The organism is Paenibacillus sp. FSL R7-277, from assembly GCF_000517965.1.
Lineage (GTDB): Bacteria > Bacillota > Bacilli > Paenibacillales > Paenibacillaceae > Paenibacillus_AQ > Paenibacillus_AQ silagei.
In genome coordinates this window covers 63224-80767 of the sequence record NZ_ASPX01000055.1, presented here as the reverse complement: position 1 = coordinate 80767, position 17544 = coordinate 63224, and the positions used below count along the sequence as shown (strand labels likewise).

The 17544-nt window shown below is 47.9% G+C and carries 13 protein-coding genes, 2 pseudogenes and 1 riboswitch; of the genes and pseudogenes, 13 read left to right on the top strand and 2 right to left on the bottom strand.

Annotated features, from left to right (window positions below; all coding sequences use genetic code 11):
* Positions 1 to 529: 529 nt before the first annotated feature.
* From C173_RS17290 to C173_RS17245, 10 genes and pseudogenes are all read left to right on the top strand, one after another.
* A complete protein-coding gene (locus tag C173_RS17290; RefSeq protein ID WP_235191928.1) occupies positions 530 to 1294 on the top strand; it encodes a hypothetical protein in 765 nt (254 codons plus the stop codon).
* A gap of 21 nt (positions 1295 to 1315) precedes the next feature.
* Positions 1316 to 1636 (top strand): annotated as a pseudogene (locus tag C173_RS17285) (DinB family protein); the annotation flags it as partial.
* 210 nt (positions 1637 to 1846) lie between these two features.
* Positions 1847 to 2791: an aldo/keto reductase gene (locus tag C173_RS17280; protein ID WP_036726777.1), complete on the top strand. Its 945-nt coding sequence runs from the start codon at positions 1847 to 1849 to the stop codon at positions 2789 to 2791.
* A 22-nt stretch (positions 2792 to 2813) separates the two neighbouring features.
* Positions 2814 to 3200, top strand: a complete 387-nt coding sequence (locus C173_RS17275) for a MerR family transcriptional regulator (protein ID WP_036726775.1) — start codon at positions 2814 to 2816, stop codon at positions 3198 to 3200.
* Between the two features lie 242 nt (positions 3201 to 3442).
* The gene (locus tag C173_RS17270) at positions 3443 to 4408 is read left to right on the top strand and encodes an ABC transporter permease (RefSeq protein WP_051478127.1); all 966 of its coding nucleotides are present in this window, start codon (positions 3443 to 3445) and stop codon (positions 4406 to 4408) included.
* Positions 4409 to 4421: 13 nt separating this feature from the next.
* Positions 4422 to 5303: a carbohydrate ABC transporter permease gene (locus tag C173_RS17265; RefSeq protein WP_036726773.1), complete on the top strand. Its 882-nt coding sequence runs from the start codon at positions 4422 to 4424 to the stop codon at positions 5301 to 5303.
* A gap of 38 nt (positions 5304 to 5341) precedes the next feature.
* A complete protein-coding gene (locus tag C173_RS17260) occupies positions 5342 to 6835 on the top strand; it encodes an extracellular solute-binding protein (protein WP_036726771.1) in 1494 nt (497 codons plus the stop codon).
* Positions 6836 to 6895: 60 nt separating this feature from the next.
* Complete coding sequence (locus tag C173_RS17255; protein WP_036726766.1) at positions 6896 to 8749, top strand: sensor histidine kinase; 1854 nt, start codon at positions 6896 to 6898, stop codon at positions 8747 to 8749.
* Entirely contained in the window at positions 8730 to 10358 is a 1629-nt protein-coding gene (locus C173_RS17250) for a response regulator (protein ID WP_036726764.1), read from the top strand. Before C173_RS17255 ends, C173_RS17250 begins: the two co-directional genes overlap by 20 nt.
* Before the next feature lie 41 nt (positions 10359 to 10399).
* Positions 10400 to 11749, top strand: coding sequence for an FAD-dependent oxidoreductase (locus C173_RS17245; protein ID WP_235191926.1), 1350 nt, complete (start codon positions 10400 to 10402; stop codon positions 11747 to 11749).
* A gap of 84 nt (positions 11750 to 11833) precedes the next feature.
* Here C173_RS17245 and C173_RS17240 read toward each other — a convergent pair whose 3' ends face one another.
* Entirely contained in the window at positions 11834 to 12577 is a 744-nt protein-coding gene (locus C173_RS17240) for a suppressor of fused domain protein (protein WP_036726762.1), read from the bottom strand.
* Positions 12578 to 12760: 183 nt separating this feature from the next.
* Between C173_RS17240 and C173_RS17235 the strand changes: the two are divergent.
* Positions 12761 to 12895 (top strand): annotated as a pseudogene (locus tag C173_RS17235) (3'-5' exonuclease); the annotation flags it as partial.
* 19 nt (positions 12896 to 12914) lie between these two features.
* On the opposite strand, the gene C173_RS17230 reads toward C173_RS17235, so the two are convergent.
* Positions 12915 to 13382, bottom strand: coding sequence for a hypothetical protein (locus tag C173_RS17230; protein ID WP_036726760.1), 468 nt, complete (start codon positions 13380 to 13382; stop codon positions 12915 to 12917).
* Positions 13383 to 13587: 205 nt separating this feature from the next.
* Positions 13588 to 13751: riboswitch (cyclic di-AMP (ydaO/yuaA leader) on the bottom strand.
* Between the two features lie 638 nt (positions 13752 to 14389).
* Here C173_RS17230 and arsC point away from each other — a divergent pair.
* Positions 14390 to 14809, top strand: coding sequence for an arsenate reductase (thioredoxin) (gene arsC / locus C173_RS17225; RefSeq protein ID WP_036726758.1), 420 nt, complete (start codon positions 14390 to 14392; stop codon positions 14807 to 14809).
* A 467-nt stretch (positions 14810 to 15276) separates the two neighbouring features.
* Positions 15277 to 17253, top strand: a complete 1977-nt coding sequence (locus C173_RS17220; protein ID WP_036726756.1) for a sigma-70 family RNA polymerase sigma factor — start codon at positions 15277 to 15279, stop codon at positions 17251 to 17253.
* Positions 17254 to 17544 lie beyond the last annotated feature (291 nt).

The following is a 17544-nucleotide window of genomic DNA, read 5'->3' as shown; positions in this document are numbered from 1 at the left end:
ACGTTAGTTAAATAAACCCACCTTGTCAGCCGGTAAAAACGGATTTTATACGATATCATTAAAGAACGGTGAGAATTTTGATATCAAATACGGACGCCGCTACTATGATTTCATTGAAGGAAGTATGATCTTCGTGGCTGGAAGAGCTATTAACGGTTGACTACGATCCGAGTGATAGCGGTTCAGGAGGCTGGATGCTATGCTTTCATCCGGATTTGATTAGAAAAAGTTCATTAGGAAGCAAAGTGGATGAGTATTCCTTCTTTTCTTACGCTGCTAGTGAGACGCTTCATACTATTAAGTTGTATAATATTGGAGGAAAGTAATTTGCTGCTTTTGCTGCCTGCAAACTATTCGTGATATGATTTGGCAAAGATGGTAGATGCTTTACTATTAATTAAGTGGGGACAATAATATTATGAAACGAAAGAGTTTGATTTATTCATTATTACTAGCAATTATAGTATCGATTGTATCAGTGAATGGCAGTATCCATGCGGCCGCGAGGAACATCACCGATATTGTCAAAGTGACCAAACCTACTGAGATTAAAGTTGGAGAGTGGAAGTCCTACGAAATAGCCATCACTGACTGGACCAATGCAGAAGTTACAGACCATGACTTCACTCCAACCTCTTCGGATGAGAATATAATCAAGGTAGTCCGAAAAACACAATGGGTTTCTGAACTTCATGCAATTAATAAAGGGACGGCTACCTTAACCGTTAATATCGGAGAAAAGTTTGAACCTTATGTATTCACTGTTCAAGTAGTGGATGAATACACCGTCATTCCTGAACCAACCCCCGAACCAACCCCTGAACCAACAAAACCGGTTGTTGTAAAGGAACTTACACAAGCAGAAATCCAAGCAAAAATCATGTCACAGGATCTGTCAGATTATACTGATCAGTTAAATCTCATAAATAACTATGAAAATAAAGCCATAACTACAATTAATAAATATAATAAAATCGTAAACGATTCAACAAGAAAATCTATCTTCCTGGCTTTAAACAATACTGTAGTGCCCAACTATACTAAATATGTATCTGGGTTGAAAAACATTAAACCCAACAAAAACAATGCTGAATTGAAAGAAATCTACAACTACCATCTGGCAGGGGCAAAACTCCAACTGGAAGCGTTCATCTTAATGCGGGACAGCATGAAGACGACCAAAATAAATTTCACCAAATATAATGCAGCTGAAAAGAAGGGCGCAGAAGGCATTAAGCTATTGAATAAGGTAGAGGCTCTGCTAGATAAGTATACAAAAAAATACTTCGAATGAGTTAAATATAAAAGAGTCGCCCTTGGCAAATCACTTCCCACAATAAACGTGGAATCCGTTGACAATGTAGAGAAAATGCGCGAAGTGTTTAAGAACACGGATGAGCTGGTTTATGAATTTCTAACTGACTTTAAAATCAAATGGGATTCCACCAAACCAGCAGCCTGGCATAGTGACAGTGTAGAGCTAACCGAGTTATGGTTATTTTCGCACACCATCACCCACGAATTTCATCATAGAGGACAAATTGTAAAAATGGGCAGGCAGCTCGGATATATCCCGCCGAAAATGAACCTCGCTAAACCTAGTCAAGTAAATGAACAAGCAGAACCGCTAATCTAGCGGATCTCGTATTATTGGGTCAGCCAGAGATTTCTGGTTGGCCTATTTTTATAACTGCTTTACGATAGGGGTAACGGGGAGATGAGGCTGGCTGGCGCTTTCAAACGAAGCGCAAGCAGTAGTATTGACTTAGAGTGCGCTTAAACTTTTATACTGGTCACGTAGATGCAAGTAAGTGGAACTTAATAGATGTTAAAGGGAGGATTTCGTGTGAAACATTTTACGTTGGGGAATACAGGAATGCTGGTAAGTGCTTATTCTTTGGGCTGTCTGAATTTTGGATCGCGAAGCGACAAAAAAACCTCTTACCAGCTGCTTGATCATTTTTTTGAAGCAGGCGGGAACTTTCTGGATACAGCCAATAATTATGCGATCTGGAATGAAGGCTGTGTTGGCGGAGAAAGCGAGTCTTTGCTTGGCGAATGGATGAAAGAAAGAAAAAACAGAGATCAGATCATTTTAGCCACCAAAGTGGGAGCGAAACCGGTCGTGCCGAAAAGCGAAAAAATGGAAGGCTTAGGCCGCCAAGCAATTGAGAAGGGAATTGACGAAAGTTTGCTGAGGCTTGGAACAGATTATGTAGATTTATACTATGCTCATGTAGACGATAATGAAACTGAACTTGAGGAAACCTTGGAGACCTTTGATTCCTTGGTCAAATCGGGTAAAGTAAGGGCTATAGGCTGCAGCAATTACCAGCTGTCCAGGCTCCTTGAGGCCAAAGCGGTCAGTCAGTCAAAAGGATGGCAATCCTATTGCTGCATCCAGCAGCGATATACGTATTTGCAGCCTAAAGCGGATGCGGATTTCGGAGTGCAAGTCAGTACCGATGAGGATTTACTTGCTTACTGCAGTCAGCACGATGATTTTACGCTAATGGCTTATTCCCCCCTCCTTGGAGGCGTGTACAACAAAAAGGAAGCTGTCCTACCCGATGCATACCGGAGAGAGGATCAGATGACCCGATTGCATACGCTAAGGAAGGTTGCCGGAGAGCTGGGAGCGACACCGAATCAGCTTGTCCTGGCTTGGATGCTGCACAAGCATCCGAGAGCTCTTCCCATTGTTGCTGCAAGCGGTCTAGCGCAATTAGAAGAAAATCTGGGGGCACTTCAGCTCCAAATTAGCCCAGAACAGCTTGATCAATTGAACTGATGTTGAAAGGAGCGTACTCGTTATGACCGGTAAAGAACTGACCATTCAGCAGGCAGCTGAGATGACGGGGTTAAGCGTTCACACCCTTCGTTATTATGAAAGGATCGGTCTGATGGACCCCATACCCCGTGCCGGGAATGGTCATCGGATCTATCGGGAGCATGATTTTGAATGGATCGTATTACTCGCAAAACTTAAGACTACAGGAATGCCGATCGCACTTATGCAACAGTTCGCTGATATGATGCGGCTTGGCAATGAGGGCATTCCCCAGCGCAGACAACTTCTGGAGGAGCATGAGCGGAAATTAATCGAGCAGGCTCAGACGATTCATCAGACTTTGGATATTCTGCGGGATAAAATTGATTACTACCGTTCCTGGGAAAAAGATACCAGGCGGGAGGCCTGAAAGAATAATAGAAAGACTCAGTATACTGGATGGACTAGAAGCTGGCTTATTAGCCAGCTTTTTTGTATGTAAAGTTGCGCAGATGGAGAGTTTCGGTTTGGAATATTGTTGTTCACGGCCAAGTGGTCAAGAAATTCACCTAAAAGGTCATGCAAATGGCCTTAAAGCAAATGCCGAACGGCAGGTACAATGAGGATGTCACACGGATAGGAGATTATGACTAAGGGTAAAGGAGGTATCCTATGGATTCAGATTTGGCAGCGGCGGATCGGCAGCACGAGAACCATCCCCTTCGTACGGTAAAGCCGGAGCGGTTTCAGGCCTTGAAAAAGTACTGGGACTTATACCTGATTATGCTGCCGGGACTCGCGTATTTTATCATTTTTAAATATGTGCCAATGGGGGGCATCATCGTTGCGTTTCAGGATTTTAGCGCCTTTGCCGGCATCCGCGGCAGTGAATGGGTGGGACTTACGCATTTTAAAAATATGTTTACGGACAGCGAGTTTTACACGGTATTCAAAAATACGCTGCTGATCAGTTTGTACAAGCTGATCTGGGGATTTCCGGGTCCGATCATCCTGGCCTTGATGCTGAATGAAGTCCGGCACATGCTGTATAAGCGAGGGGTCCAGACGCTTGTCTATTTACCGCATTTTCTGTCCTGGGTCATCATCGGAGGCATTCTGATCAACGTGCTGTCCCCGGCAACGGGCATCGTCAATCAGTTTCTGGGCATGCTCGGCTTGGAGCCGATCTTCTTCCTGGGCAGTCAGGAATGGTTCAGAACGGTGCTGGTGGTCAGTGATATCTGGAAAGAAGCGGGATGGGGGGCCATCATCTATCTGGCTGCGCTGGCATCGATCGATCCGCAGATCTACGAGGCCGCTGTCGTAGACGGCGCGGGCAAATGGAAGCAGTTGATCCACGTTACCCTGCCATCGCTCATCGGGACCATCGTGATCCTGTTCGTACTGCGCCTCGGGAGCGTTCTGGATGTCGGCTTCGAACAGATCTTTGTGCTCTATAATCCGCTGGTCTACAATGTGGCCGATGTTATCGAGACTTATGTATACCGGACCGGAATCACGCAGGGTCAATTCAGCTTTACAACCGCTGTCGGGTTGTTCAAATCGGTCATCAGTCTGATATTGGTCGTCCTCGCCAACAAAGCCGCCAGAAAGCTTGGCCAGAACAGCTTATGGTAGAGGGGGTGAATCTATGAGACTTACTAGGGGAGAACGTCTGGCATCGAGGCTTAATTACCTGATCCTGGGTTTCATTGCTCTGCTTGCGCTTTTGCCATTCCTGCATGTCATGGCCCAGTCTTTCAGCAGTCATCAGGCGATAACATCCGGCAGGGTGACGTTATGGCCGGTGGATTTCAGTTTCGAAGCGTATGTGAAGGTACTGCGCGAGCATGCCTTTGTGAACGCCTTCAAGGTCAGTTTGCTGCGCACGGTAATCGGGACGCTGTTAAATGTGGTGATCACTTGTATGCTGGCCTATCCGCTGTCCAAGGCTTATATTAAAGGACGATCAGCCATCATGTTCCTGATTGTGTTCACGATGCTGTTTAACGGGGGCATGATTCCGACCTTTCTGGTCGTGAAAGCGACCGGGCTGCTGAATTCCTTCTGGGTCTATATCATTCCTGGAGCGGTTAGCGCGTTCAATGTTATTATTATGAAAAATTTCTTTCAAGGCGTGCCGCCCGAATTGGAGGAATCCGCCAAGATTGATGGCTCCTCCAATATCGGAACGCTCGTCCGGATCGTTGTTCCGTTATCCATGCCGGTCATTGCAACGATTACCTTGTTTCATGCGGTTGGACATTGGAACGCCTTCTTTGACACCGTCCTGTATGTGACGGACCGGAATCTCTTCCCGCTGCAGGTGTATCTGCGTGAGCTGATCATGTTCAATCAATCGAACATCAGCAATAACAACGGGTACTCCGCTAATATCGACAGCACCCTGCTGGCCTTGGAGTCCTTGAAGGCTGCGGCGCTGATTGCCAGCACAGTTCCGATCCTGCTCGTGTATCCGTTTCTGCAGAAGCATTTTGTCAAAGGGATTACGCTTGGATCCGTAAAAGGCTAGAACTGCATGTAACATGAAAAAAGAGAGGGGATTGTCACATGAAAGTCTCAATCTTGGTAAAAAGATCCGTGTCCATCCTGGTGGTGACCTCCATGCTGCTGGTGTCCGCGTGTTCATCCGGCACGAAGAAGGAAGGAGCCGAAGGGAAGGAAGAACGCCAGGCCATTGATATCGTATTAAGCAATGCCGGACGGAAGTTCCCGCCGGGCATGGACGAGAACAATAATCCTTACATTGATTACATCCGCGAGAACACGGGCCTGGACATCAAGCTGCTCACGCCTCCTGCGGACGGTTACGGGGATGCCCTGAACGTGATTATGGCCTCCGATGATCTGCCGGATATGCTCCTGTCCTATGACGCCAATTGGTTCGAAAGCTATGTCCGGCAGAAGGCCCTTACCCCTCTGAATGATTTAATCGACGAATACGGACCGAATCTGAAGAAAAGTATCCCGGAGGAAGCCTGGAAGGTCGTCACCGTGGACGGAAAGATCTATGCGATTCCCAGCCTGAACCCGATCCCGGGCAATGAAATCATGTTTGCACGCAAGGATTGGCTGGACCGTCTGGGGCTCAAGCCGCCGACAACGCTGGAAGAATACAAAGAGGTGATTCGCGCTTTTGCGCAGGATGATCCCGACGGAAACGGCAAAGATGATACGTTTGGCCTGATCCTGCAGGAAAACCTCGGCAGAGTAGCTCCGTTTATAGGGGCATGGGGAATCCAGCGGGGCCAATGGACTGAACGGGACGGGCAATTGGTGAATTCCAGCACACTGCCGGAAATGAAGGAAGCACTAAGCTATCTTGCCGATCTCTATAAGGAAAAGCTGATTGATCCCGAGTGGGCTCTAAATAAGATGGCTAATGTTGACGAGAAAGTCGCCAGCGGCAAAGTGGGCCTGTTCTCCGGGAACTGGTATGATACCCGTGGCCCCATCTTAACCAACCAGAAGAATGATCCCAATGCAGAGTGGATTCCCCTCGAATATCCAACCGGACCTGACGGGAAGCAGGGAACCTGGGGCAACAGCTATGTTGCCGGGTTTAATGTGATTCCGGTTACGAGCAAACATCCGGAGGCTGTTATTAAGATGCTTGATTTCATGATCGGAGACGGATACCGCACACTCATGCTCGGATTTGAGGACGAGGTATGGAATATGGAGGACGGGAAGGTGGTTACGAACTTTGATGAGCACAACAAGCATATTTACCGGCTAACGCTCGGCGAAGCGATTGTACCGTTCAATTCTGAAGTATCCAGAGAGCGTCTGGACTCGCTCGGTATGGAGTTTAAGCTGAATGAGATTGTCGACAAGATTAACGAGGTTGCCATCCGTAATCAATATCTGGGCGTACCGACGCCAGGAATGGGTAAATACGGGCCTAAGCTGTCCAAAATGGAGGTCGAAGCATTCACGAAAATCATCATAGGCCAGCAGCCGGTAGACAGCTTTGATCAATTTGTTGAAGACTGGAAGAAAAACGGCGGCGAGGAAATGACGAAGGAGGTCAACGGGCAGTGAACAGGACGGATAACAGGGTCTAAGCTATAATGAAGGCATGCAGAATCGTGGGGGAATCGTATGAAGTGGCTGACGCAATTCCGCAACGTCTTGAAGCAGTCGATTCAGTTTAGGCTTACCTGTTATTTTCTTCTTATCCTGCTGCCGCTGGTGGCGTTCAGTATGTTTGCCAATGTAAAGTCTCAGCGGATTTTGGAGCAGGAGCTTGGCGAGCGCACACTCAGTGCCATGAACTCCGCGTTGGAGTTTGTTGACCTGACCTTAAAAAGCATCCACAATCTGTCCACCTTGATCGCAACTGATACCAATTTATCCGCCCTGCTGTCTCATCAGGAGAAGACCCTGACCTCCGGGGCAATTATGGACTTCACGCGTGTCATGAAAGAGCTTACGAATATAACTATGGTCAATGAATATTTAAGCGATACCATGATTTATCATCGTCCTTCCAACTCGCTGATCACAACAAAGCTCGGGCTGCTGCACCGTGAATCCCAAAGCCCTGAGCCATGGTACGGTGAGGCTCTGAAGGCAAATGGCGCAAGCATATACTACTTGTCAGAACGCCATGAAGAAAATTTGTCCGGAATCCCGGATCCTATCTATAACCGGAATCAGCTTATTATGATGAGACTTATGGATTTCTATCGCGGCGAAAAAGGCGAAAATGTCCTCATGCTGTCGATTTCCAAAAATCAGCTGCTCCGCTCGTTGTCCCATTTGCTGGCGAACAGCAGCTCCAAGGTCTATCTGTTTGATGCCCGGGAGCGGTTAATCGTATCGAGTGCTCCTGCAGAAACATTGTCTTTCGAATGGAGGGACGTCCAGCCAGGCAGTGTGTTTGTCCGGGAAACCCCGGAAACGGATGAGAAAAATTTGATTCTGCGGGTGACTTCTCCCCGAAGCGGATGGTCGCTGCTGCTGATCCAGCCCGAGCGTGAGATTTATGATAAGTCGAGGCCGCTGCAAATTTTTGCGTACTGCATTATTGCACTCAGTGTCGTGCTTGCCGTCTGGATTGCCTGGTTTATCTACAGCGGAATTGCTTCTCCGATATCAAGACTTGTGTCCGGTATGCGGCAGCTGCGTAAAGGCAATCTGAATATCAGGCTGGAGAACGGGCGGCAGGACGAGTTGGGGTATTTAACGGATGCTTTCAACGAAACGGCGAGCCAGCAGCGTCATTTGATCAAGGACATCTATGAGCAACAGCTCAGAATGACCAAGACGGAGCTCAAATTTCTGCAGGCTCAGATTAATCCCCACTTCTTGTACAACACGCTGGATTCGATTTATTGGACGGCCAAAAATTATGAAGCGGAAGAGATCAGTACAATGGTGCTGAACTTGTCGAACTTCTTCAGGCTGAGCTTGAGCAAAGGGCAGGAGTCGTTTACGGTGGAGGAAACATTCAAGCACCTTCATTACTATATTCGCATTCAGCAAATCCGTTTTACCGAGCGGTTTACGGTGGAGTACTGCGCTTCCGGGGATAGCCATCAGTTGCATATTCTGAAGCTGCTGCTTCAGCCGCTGGTTGAGAATGCCATATTGCATGGATTGGAGAAACGAAAAAAGGGCGGAGTATTAAGCATTCGCACCGATGTGTCTAATGACCGGCTGATCATCCAGGTAACCGATAATGGAAGAGGGATTCCAAAGTCAAGGCTTATGCGGATTCAACAGGCCTTGGCAAGAATCAGGTTCGGGGATTACACGACACCCCCCGAGAAGAACTCCGAGTTTTTTGCGCTGCTCAATGTCCAGGCTCGAATCGCCATTTACTATGGGGAGACGGCGGAATTGAAGATCGTCAGCGAGGAAAGGAACGGAACGACGGCGATCATCGATTTGCCGGCAGAGCGCTGCCGGGAGGAGAGAGGGGAACCGGAACATGAATCTCATGATTGTTGAAGATGAAATACGAATTTTGAATAGCCTGGCCAATAATATACCGTGGAATGAGCATGGCATCGAAGTGGTCGCGCTTGCCGAGAACGGCTTAGAAGCGCTGTCCATGATCGGGCGCAGGAAACCGGATATCATGCTGCTCGATATCGAGATGCCGGAGATGGACGGGTTGACCTTGGCGCAAACGGTGCTGCAGCAGGAACCGCACATGAAAATCGTGATTTTAAGCGGCCATGACGATTTCCCGTATGCGCAGGCTGCTGTGGGGCTTGGCGTCATGAAGTACTTGCTGAAGCCGGCCGGAGACGATGAAATTTTGAAGGCTATTCTTGCGGCTGCGGAAGAGATCCGAGAGGAACTGATGGAAAAGCACAGCATGATTGAGCTGCAGCGGAAATGGCAGGACCGCCTGCCTCAGCTCCAGGATGATTTTTATAGAAACTGGATACAGGGCCGGTATGCGGACTGGGAGCTCAAGAAGCATATGGAAGAGCTGAATCTGGAGCTTGCCCTCTATACCTGGTTTGCAGTAGCCGTATGTGAAATTGATCCGATTCACGAGCAAGGAGAACGGTTTACGTCTTCGGATCAGGCGTTGCTGCAGTTTTCTCTGGAATGCATAGCGGCTGAATGTTTACAGCATGAAGACTGCCGGGTCTTTAATGATGCGGACGGAGCAACCGTGCTGCTCTTTTTGGGACAACCGGAAGAATCGGCTCCAGATATCATCCAGCGGATCAATGTTCACGTTCCCCGTCTCTTCAACATTGTGAAAGAGTGTCTGAAGCTTACCGCCAGCGCCGGACTCGGGACCCCAGGCTCATGGGATCATGTTTCGCTGTCCTACCGGCAGGCACGCCGTGCGCTGCAGGAGCGGGCCATTTACGGAAATGAGGTGTTCGTTCCTTACCTGGACGTAACCAACATGGAGCAGCCGTTTCATTATGACGCCGAGTTCGAAAAACAGCTGGAGATTGCGGTTCATACGGATCACGCGACAACGGTTGCTGAGCTGATGGACTGCTATTTCAAGGACGTATACTCCCAAGCGGTCTCAACCCAAAAGGTATACGAGCATTTGCTGTATTTGAGCAGCTTATTTACACGTATGATTCAATCGCGAGGCTGGTCGATGCAGGAGGTGCTGCAGGAGGATTATTCGATGTTTCTGTCCTTTGAATCCCTGCTCTCCAAAGAGCAGATCGTGGAATGGTCCAAAAGAGTGGCCAGCCGCATTACCCAATACCGGGAACGCGAGCGAAAGCATTCCAGCCATCGGCTCGTTAAACAAATGATCGAAGCCGTGGAGGAAATGCTGGGGAAAGAAGAACTGACCTTGCACACGCTGGCCGAAAGATTATATGTCAATCCCTCTTACCTTAGCCGGCTCTTTAAGCGGGAGGAAGGGAAATCCATTTCGGAATATCTCCTGAAGCGGAGTATGGAGCATGCCAAAGAGCTCTTATACAGCGGCGTTAAGGTGTATGATGCAGCAGAAGCGGCAGGATATCGTGATGTCAGCTATTTTGCCAGAGTGTTTCGTAAATATTGGGGTGTAGCCCCAAGTGAATTAAAGAAACAAGAGCGTTCAGACTCACCGCGGTTGATGTAAGTTAAAGCTACAATGGAAGAAAACAGGTGGAGGTGGTCAGAATGACCGATATGGCACTAACCGTTAAAATACCCGAGCGCGATATTCCAATCTACACGGAAGTGGATGTTGTTGTTGCCGGAGGAGGACCGTCAGGAGTAGCGGCAGCGCTCGCAGCTGCAAGAAACGGGGCATCCGTATTGCTGATAGAGCAAAGAGGATACCTGGGCGGCATGGCGACGGTCTCTCAGGTTCCTGCATTTTGCCCGTATACCGATCAGATCAAGCCAGTAATCCGCGGGATTGGGCTGGAAATTCTGCTTGCTATGAAGAGCAGGATGGAGGAGACGTTTCAGGAAGCATGGAAGGACCGGCTGGATTGGGTGCCGATTGATGCGGAAATTTTAAAGCGCATATTGGATGAGAAGATGATGGAGGCTGGCGTTAAAGTGCTGTACCATACCTTCGTCAGTCAAGTTCTTCAACAGGACGGCATCATTGAAGCGGCGATCATTAATAACAAGACCGGAACCCAGGCGGTGAAGGGGAAGATATACATTGATGCAACCAGCGATGCGGATCTCACCTATCTTGCGGGCGGGCAGCTCGCCAAAGGTGGAGATGACGGAGAGCTGCAGCCGGGGACGATGTGCTTTGTCCTGAATAACCTGGACCGGAACAAATTTCTCTCAAGTGCTGAGACGCACGGCCACGATCTGAAACATGCGATCAACAAGGCGAAGCTTGAAGGGAGATTACGCGTCGCCAGAGATTGGGCCGGTATTTCCTGGCTGAACAATCATACGGCAGGCTTCAATTTCGGGCATGTATTCGGGATAGATGGTTCAAATACGGATGATCTGACCCGCGGAGCAATCGAAGGCCGCGCACTTGTTGAACACATTACCGGATGGCTGCGGGAAGCGATTCCCGGATTCGAGAACGCTTTCCTGACGTTGACAGGCGAACAGATCGGCATTCGGGAGACCCGCCGGATCATCGGCGATTATATCGTCACCGCCGACGATTTTCTGGCGTGCCGTTCGTTTCCGGACGACATTGCCCGAAATGCCTACTTTATTGATATTCATATGGCAAAGCCTACGAGCGGCATGACGATGGTACGTCTATCGCCGGGAGAGTCGCACGGCATTCCTTATCGCGCCTTACTTCCGGTTGGTATTCAGAACGTAATCGTAGCCGGCAGAGCGATATCAACCGATAGAGCGGCCCAAGGCTCCACCCGGGTCATGCCGAATTGCTTTGCCATGGGCGAAGCCTCCGGTACGGCCGCGGCGATTCTGGCCAAGACAGGTACGCGGGAAACGCGCAGTATCGACATCATGGACCTGCAGCGCAGACTTGTCCGCCAAGGCGCATGGTTAGGGGAGCAGATTAATGAGCGGTACTAGCAAATAAAAAGGCTGAGCCCAAAGTCATATTCTTGACTTAGGCTCAGCCTTTTCAAGCTGTTGCAAGCCTGTTATTCCGGGCAGTTATTTACAGGCGTTGCGTCTATTCGGATTCAGAACGAGGAAATCCTCTGGAAGCTCGAACAGCTTGGCCACCAGTTCGTCTATACCGGACTCCAGCTTGAACTCCATTTCCTCCCGGTACAGCGGAACCAGGAAATAAACCTGAACCTGATTGCCATCTTTCGTATGGACGGTGCTAACCTCTTCCGACAGAGCATACAGGATCACACCGGACAGCTCCGTGTTATCCGCGTAAGGCTCGTAATCCTCCGTGTTGGGGATCGTATGTCCGTATCCAAGCCACGTCTGATACATATGCGGGAATCGGGCAAGCATCTTCATCAGGCGGATCGGCCAGTAGTTCTCCTCCACTTCAAAATCCTCCTGCGTAAGCGGCCAGTCCGCCGGCAAAAACATCATCAGCTCCGCGCGTTCCAGATGCTTATACTCTTTACGGATCTCCTGAGGGAGCGTCAGCGGCAGATCGCTCATCCCATTGGTGTACAGCACCCGGTAGGGCTCATCAGGTGTAGCCTCCATAATATTTACATCAATATGTACGATGTCTGAAATCAGTTCGTGGAACACGCCAGTTTCCCGGTTTGGAAAGACCCGATTGAAATGTTCGTTTAAATCTTCCATGTACAAAATATTGGCGGGAGGCGTAACCTGCTGCTCATCCGAAGCGTCATAACCATAAATGGTGGTACCATCTTCCGATTTGCCCATTTCCTTGCCGCCAAACAGTTTTTTGAAAAAGTTCATGTCTTTGCGCTCCTCTGTGTGGGTGTATATTAAAGTGCGAAATGAAGTATTTGAAACCTCACTTGGAAGTATAACAAAAGACATAGCCCCGGAGCGATGGGTCTATCGATTCGAATTTCAAAAGGAGCAGATATGAACTATATCATTTTTGATCTGGAAGCCACCTGTTGGGAAAATGACCGCAAGCGGGGCGTAGGCATGGAGAGAGCCTTGACTATGCTTGAATTGCCGCTTGAAGGTACTCACCATAGAGGTATCGATGATGCCAAGAACTTCGCGAAAATATTCGTTAAGATTTTTGACCAATTGAAGGTTTGATAATTTAAATTGATCATGTCTATAGCAGTGAATAATAGGATACTGATTCTGCAAATAAAATGGTTGGATTCAGATGACTCTTCACCGTATTAATTGAATGGATTCTTTGCTTTGTCCTTTGATGGCGATACCGCTCCGATCCGGCTCCTACCTTCATTCGGATTTGGTCATTTTGAATGAACATACTATCGAGTGCAGTCTTGATCATGTTAAGTTGATTGGGGGCCCATTCTTGTCCGTGCATCCGGACGTATTCTGTGGCTTCTTCTGCAGTACAATGACATATCTCTTTCAGAAAAGAGCCCCATTTGATTAAATCCACCGCATTGTCACCCGCACAAAGAATGCAATTCCCATAGCTGATCTGTCCTCCGAAGGTTAACTTCAACACCCCATACCAGTATCCGTAAGGCTCTGAAATATGCATGAAGGAAGGGCGGCAGCTAAATGCGAACAACTCGATTCGTGACAGTCTGGCGTTAATCATGAATAATGCCTCCTAGGTTGTCTATAGATTTCATATAACGCTGCAGATTATGGGTCTGCTCAGCTGTGGCTACATAGGCTGACAGTTCAGTTTCATTCTCACATACAGCAGCATGCTCAAGCCAAACGGAATATTTGGTTTTCTGTACGATGGATAAGTGTAATGGAAAGGTTTTGCGGGATCGCAGCAAAAAAGCATGGTTAATGCAGGCTCTCTCCAGTGCTTACGAGGTTAGCTGACGGATTCGGACGGTGAGAGTCGTCCTACCAGTGAAGAGTTCAATCTTCTTTGGATTCACCCCATTTCGGCTGGCCACAGCCATTTGGTTCCCCCGCTTCCCGCCTGACGGGAATTCAGCATTTGTTAAAAGGAATCTTACGCTGAGCATCACTGTTTGTAAAATGCCGAAAGTTCTCTAGGAGACTAAATAAGACTCTATAGGATATAAAAATGAAGAAAATCCCTTGTAATCTCGCATTCATCCCCGATTTTCTGAAGTTATCGCGTATTTATTAACTTTTTAATGCAACCTAAATGGGGCTAAATGAATCTTAATGCTTCTTTAATCATGATTATATAAAAGAGAATCGGAGAGATTGAGACTGGTTGCGTAGAAACTAGGAAGTTTATTGTCTGCCTTTACAGGTGAACATGGGGGAGAGCCCGATTAATTATTTGCTTGTATGGAGTGCCGCCATTATGAATCCAATATTGGAATGGATTGAGAATAAATGTTCTGGTATAATCAACTGAGAACATCAGTTCTGTTATCAAATGCCATTTGCCGTAAGTTGCATGGCAAGAAACATCGGATTGGGATAAGATCCTCAAGAGTGCAAAATGGACGCCTACATAAAGCTTTATGGGAGCAAATGCTAGGGGCGTTGTGCTTACCGATACTTGGACATACTAACACTTTGAACTTGTAGGTTTACCTTTTATTCCGAGAAAAAATGAGTTTATATATAACATTGACCTTATTTTAAAATCAAAGGAGAATGCGACTCATGGATAAGAAAACCATTTACTTTTTGTGTACAGGAAACTCCTGCCGGAGTCAGATGGCCGAAGGCTGGGCTAAGAAATATTTGAGCAATGAATGGAATGTGTATAGTGCAGGCATTGAGGCTCATGGGTTGAATCCGAAAGCCGTTCAGGCGATGAGTGAAGTAGGTATAGATATCTCAGGTCAAACATCAGATATTATTGATCTGCAGCTGCTGAACAGCTCTGATCTCGTCATTACTTTATGTGGAGATGCAGCAGATAAGTGTCCCATTACCCCGCCTCAGGTGAAACGTGAGCATTGGGGATTCGACGATCCGGCAAAAGCGCAAGGAACAGATGAAGAGAAGTGGGCAGTCTTCCAGCAGGTTCGTGATCAAGTGGGAGAGCGCATCAAACAATTTGCTGAAACGGGTGAATAGTCGCGATGGTGGAATAACTGCTGCTGATGAGATAGGAGAGAACTATAATGGTAAATTATCATGAACTGATTGAAGGTAAAGTATAATAGATCTTTTTTGCTAAAACCCCAAATTAAACCCGACCTTTATTACTAGGTCGGTTTTTTGGGTGCGCCTGGCATGGATGATAACTTGGCGGTGAAACGAGCTTGCCACATAAAGCGAAGCTCAATACTGCCCGAATCCCAGCATGTATATGTGGTGGTCTAACAAAGGACTGTGTGTTTTCCAATATCCGTACCGGGCTGGAAGAACTGCTTCAGTGGATGAAGGAGCTTCAGCAGGAACACGCCAAGAGTGACCTCCTCTTTGGCACCCATGCTTGCCGCATGCGGGTGGTCACTTGATCGGTCAGTTCCAGAATAATGTTACATTAATTAAATCCAAACCCCCGAGTTAGCTGTCTATATAACAGGAGGTGAACGACAATGATCGATGCACAGCAACAAATCAATGCCGCACAAAACGGAGATCACGATGCCTTCGTTTCTCTTATAAAGGATCGAACGGATAAGCTGCACCGAGTGGCTCGCCATTATGTACGGGAGTCCAAAGATGCGGAGGATATCGTTCAGGATGCCCTGGTTAAGGCTTATGAGTCACTGCATATGCTGCAGCAAGCCGAAGCGTTTGAGAGCTGGCTTACCAGAATTGTGGTGAACCGGGCGCTCAATCATTTGAAGAAATCCAAGCGTGTTCACCTGAGCGAAGACCCGCAGACGCAAGAGCCATTGGTCGTTAATGATATCGATCAAACCCTGGATCTGGAGCGTGCATTGGCCAGTCTGAATCCGAAGCTGCGTCAGCTCCTGTTCTTAAAATATAAGAAGGACCTGACCCAGCAGCAAATCGCCCATCTCCTGGACATGCCATTAGGTACTGTAAAAACACAATTACGGAAGGGGCTGGAGCATTTGCGCAACGAAATGGCTCAAGATTTTCCCGAACGAGACCTGGATACATTACGCCTGCAGTTAAGACAACAGGCAGAGCACCAGTTTGCCGTTTCACCGGATTATGATTTGATCGTCAATGACTATCAAGAGAACACCATGAGGGGAACAGGGAAGGGAGAAGCGGGATTCTTATGGGTTAAAACGGGGACTGATGACGCCGTTTCTGCTACAATCTCCAGGGACGGCAACTTGCTAGACTATGCCATTTCCTGGGCCTCATTGGACAACGGGACACGGCTATCTGAGGAGGAGCTCAAACAGCAGGCAGAGCAATTCCTGGAAGATCATTATCCCGGCGCACTGCGTAATTTTCCGTATTGTGAGATGGAGTGGATGGAAGGGATGTTTGGGTACACACGACAGCAGAAGGCGATGGGGCTGCCGCTTCCTGAGACGGGATGCCTGATTATGGTTCACCCCAGCGGTCGCGTGGTCGGATTTAGGTACTACGGAACCGTTCCAGGGCCAGCACTCCCAACCATGATCACACCAGAAGAGGAACAGTTGGCGTGGATGAAGGCGAATTTTTTGCTACATGTGGAATATTGCGTATTGGACAAAGCCGTGTACACGGATGGTGACGATCAGGTCCATCTTGTTTACGCCCCCCGAAGTAGAGGACTAATCTATACTGCATCATCACAGGAGGAAGTTCCGACAGCCTATAGGGCAGAAGCTGTCCCTTCTGACCCAAGAACTCTGGACGAGTGGCCAGGTGAGTTCCCGCCCGCACGAAGCCTAGAAGAGTGGATTGGCGTAGACAAGGAACAATTTCAGTTAGTACAAGACGACAATATTGGCTCGAACACCAAGTTGATGGTGTGGAAGCAACAGAATGAAGAGCGTCCAGCCAAGAATGACCGGTCTTGGAAGGCCTATTGGGCTGATCAGATGGAGGGAGCGGTTAAGGCGCGAGTAGACAGCCAAACCGGACAACTGATTGACTTTGTTTCGCATGTTAAACCAGATCAACTAGCTCCATTAACCTGGGATCGAGACGCATGTATAGAAGTAGCTATGGACTATGTCCGAGGACTAGCAGCCGAAATGTTGCCGTATCTCAAGCTTCTAACTGAAGAGACCGACGACGAAGATCGTTTGGAAATCATTCGCTTTTGTGTATATGTTGAAGACGTATCTGTCAGGGATGAATGCTATCAACTAGCTGTTGACCGCTCTAATGGGAGGGTCAAAAGTTTGATGTCCCCCTCCATAAGGCCAGAACAGTTAAAGAAGCTGGAGACCGTGCCTTCATTTGATTCCCAGTCAGCCATCCTCCGATGGACGGCACAGGCCAAGCTGCGTCTGCAATGGGAACGGATGCACAATGCTAGGGCGAAAGAGGCCCCGTACGAACTAGTGTATCGAATGATTGGTAGCGAGTACGAGCGGACGCCCGAAGTGCTTGATGCGCATACGGGGAAATTATACGAAAATACTTTTTACTGACAAACACAAACATCTTTTGTCAGTGGACAAGAACATAGCCCTATTAGAACCCGCGCCCAGCGTGGGTTTTCTGTTTTAAGGGATCAAGTTCTTGTCCTTTTCTCAGGACAAGAACTATAACAACACTGTAGATTGATATTTGAATAAACTGTGAAATTCTGCATAGGGTGAAATAATAACAAATTTATGGAGGAGAAAATATGAAAGCGCTATTATATTCGCTGCGATGAAGTAAGCTGTTGAAGCCTTGGTGTTTACGATATGGGTTAGCCGTGGGTGCACGGATCGAAA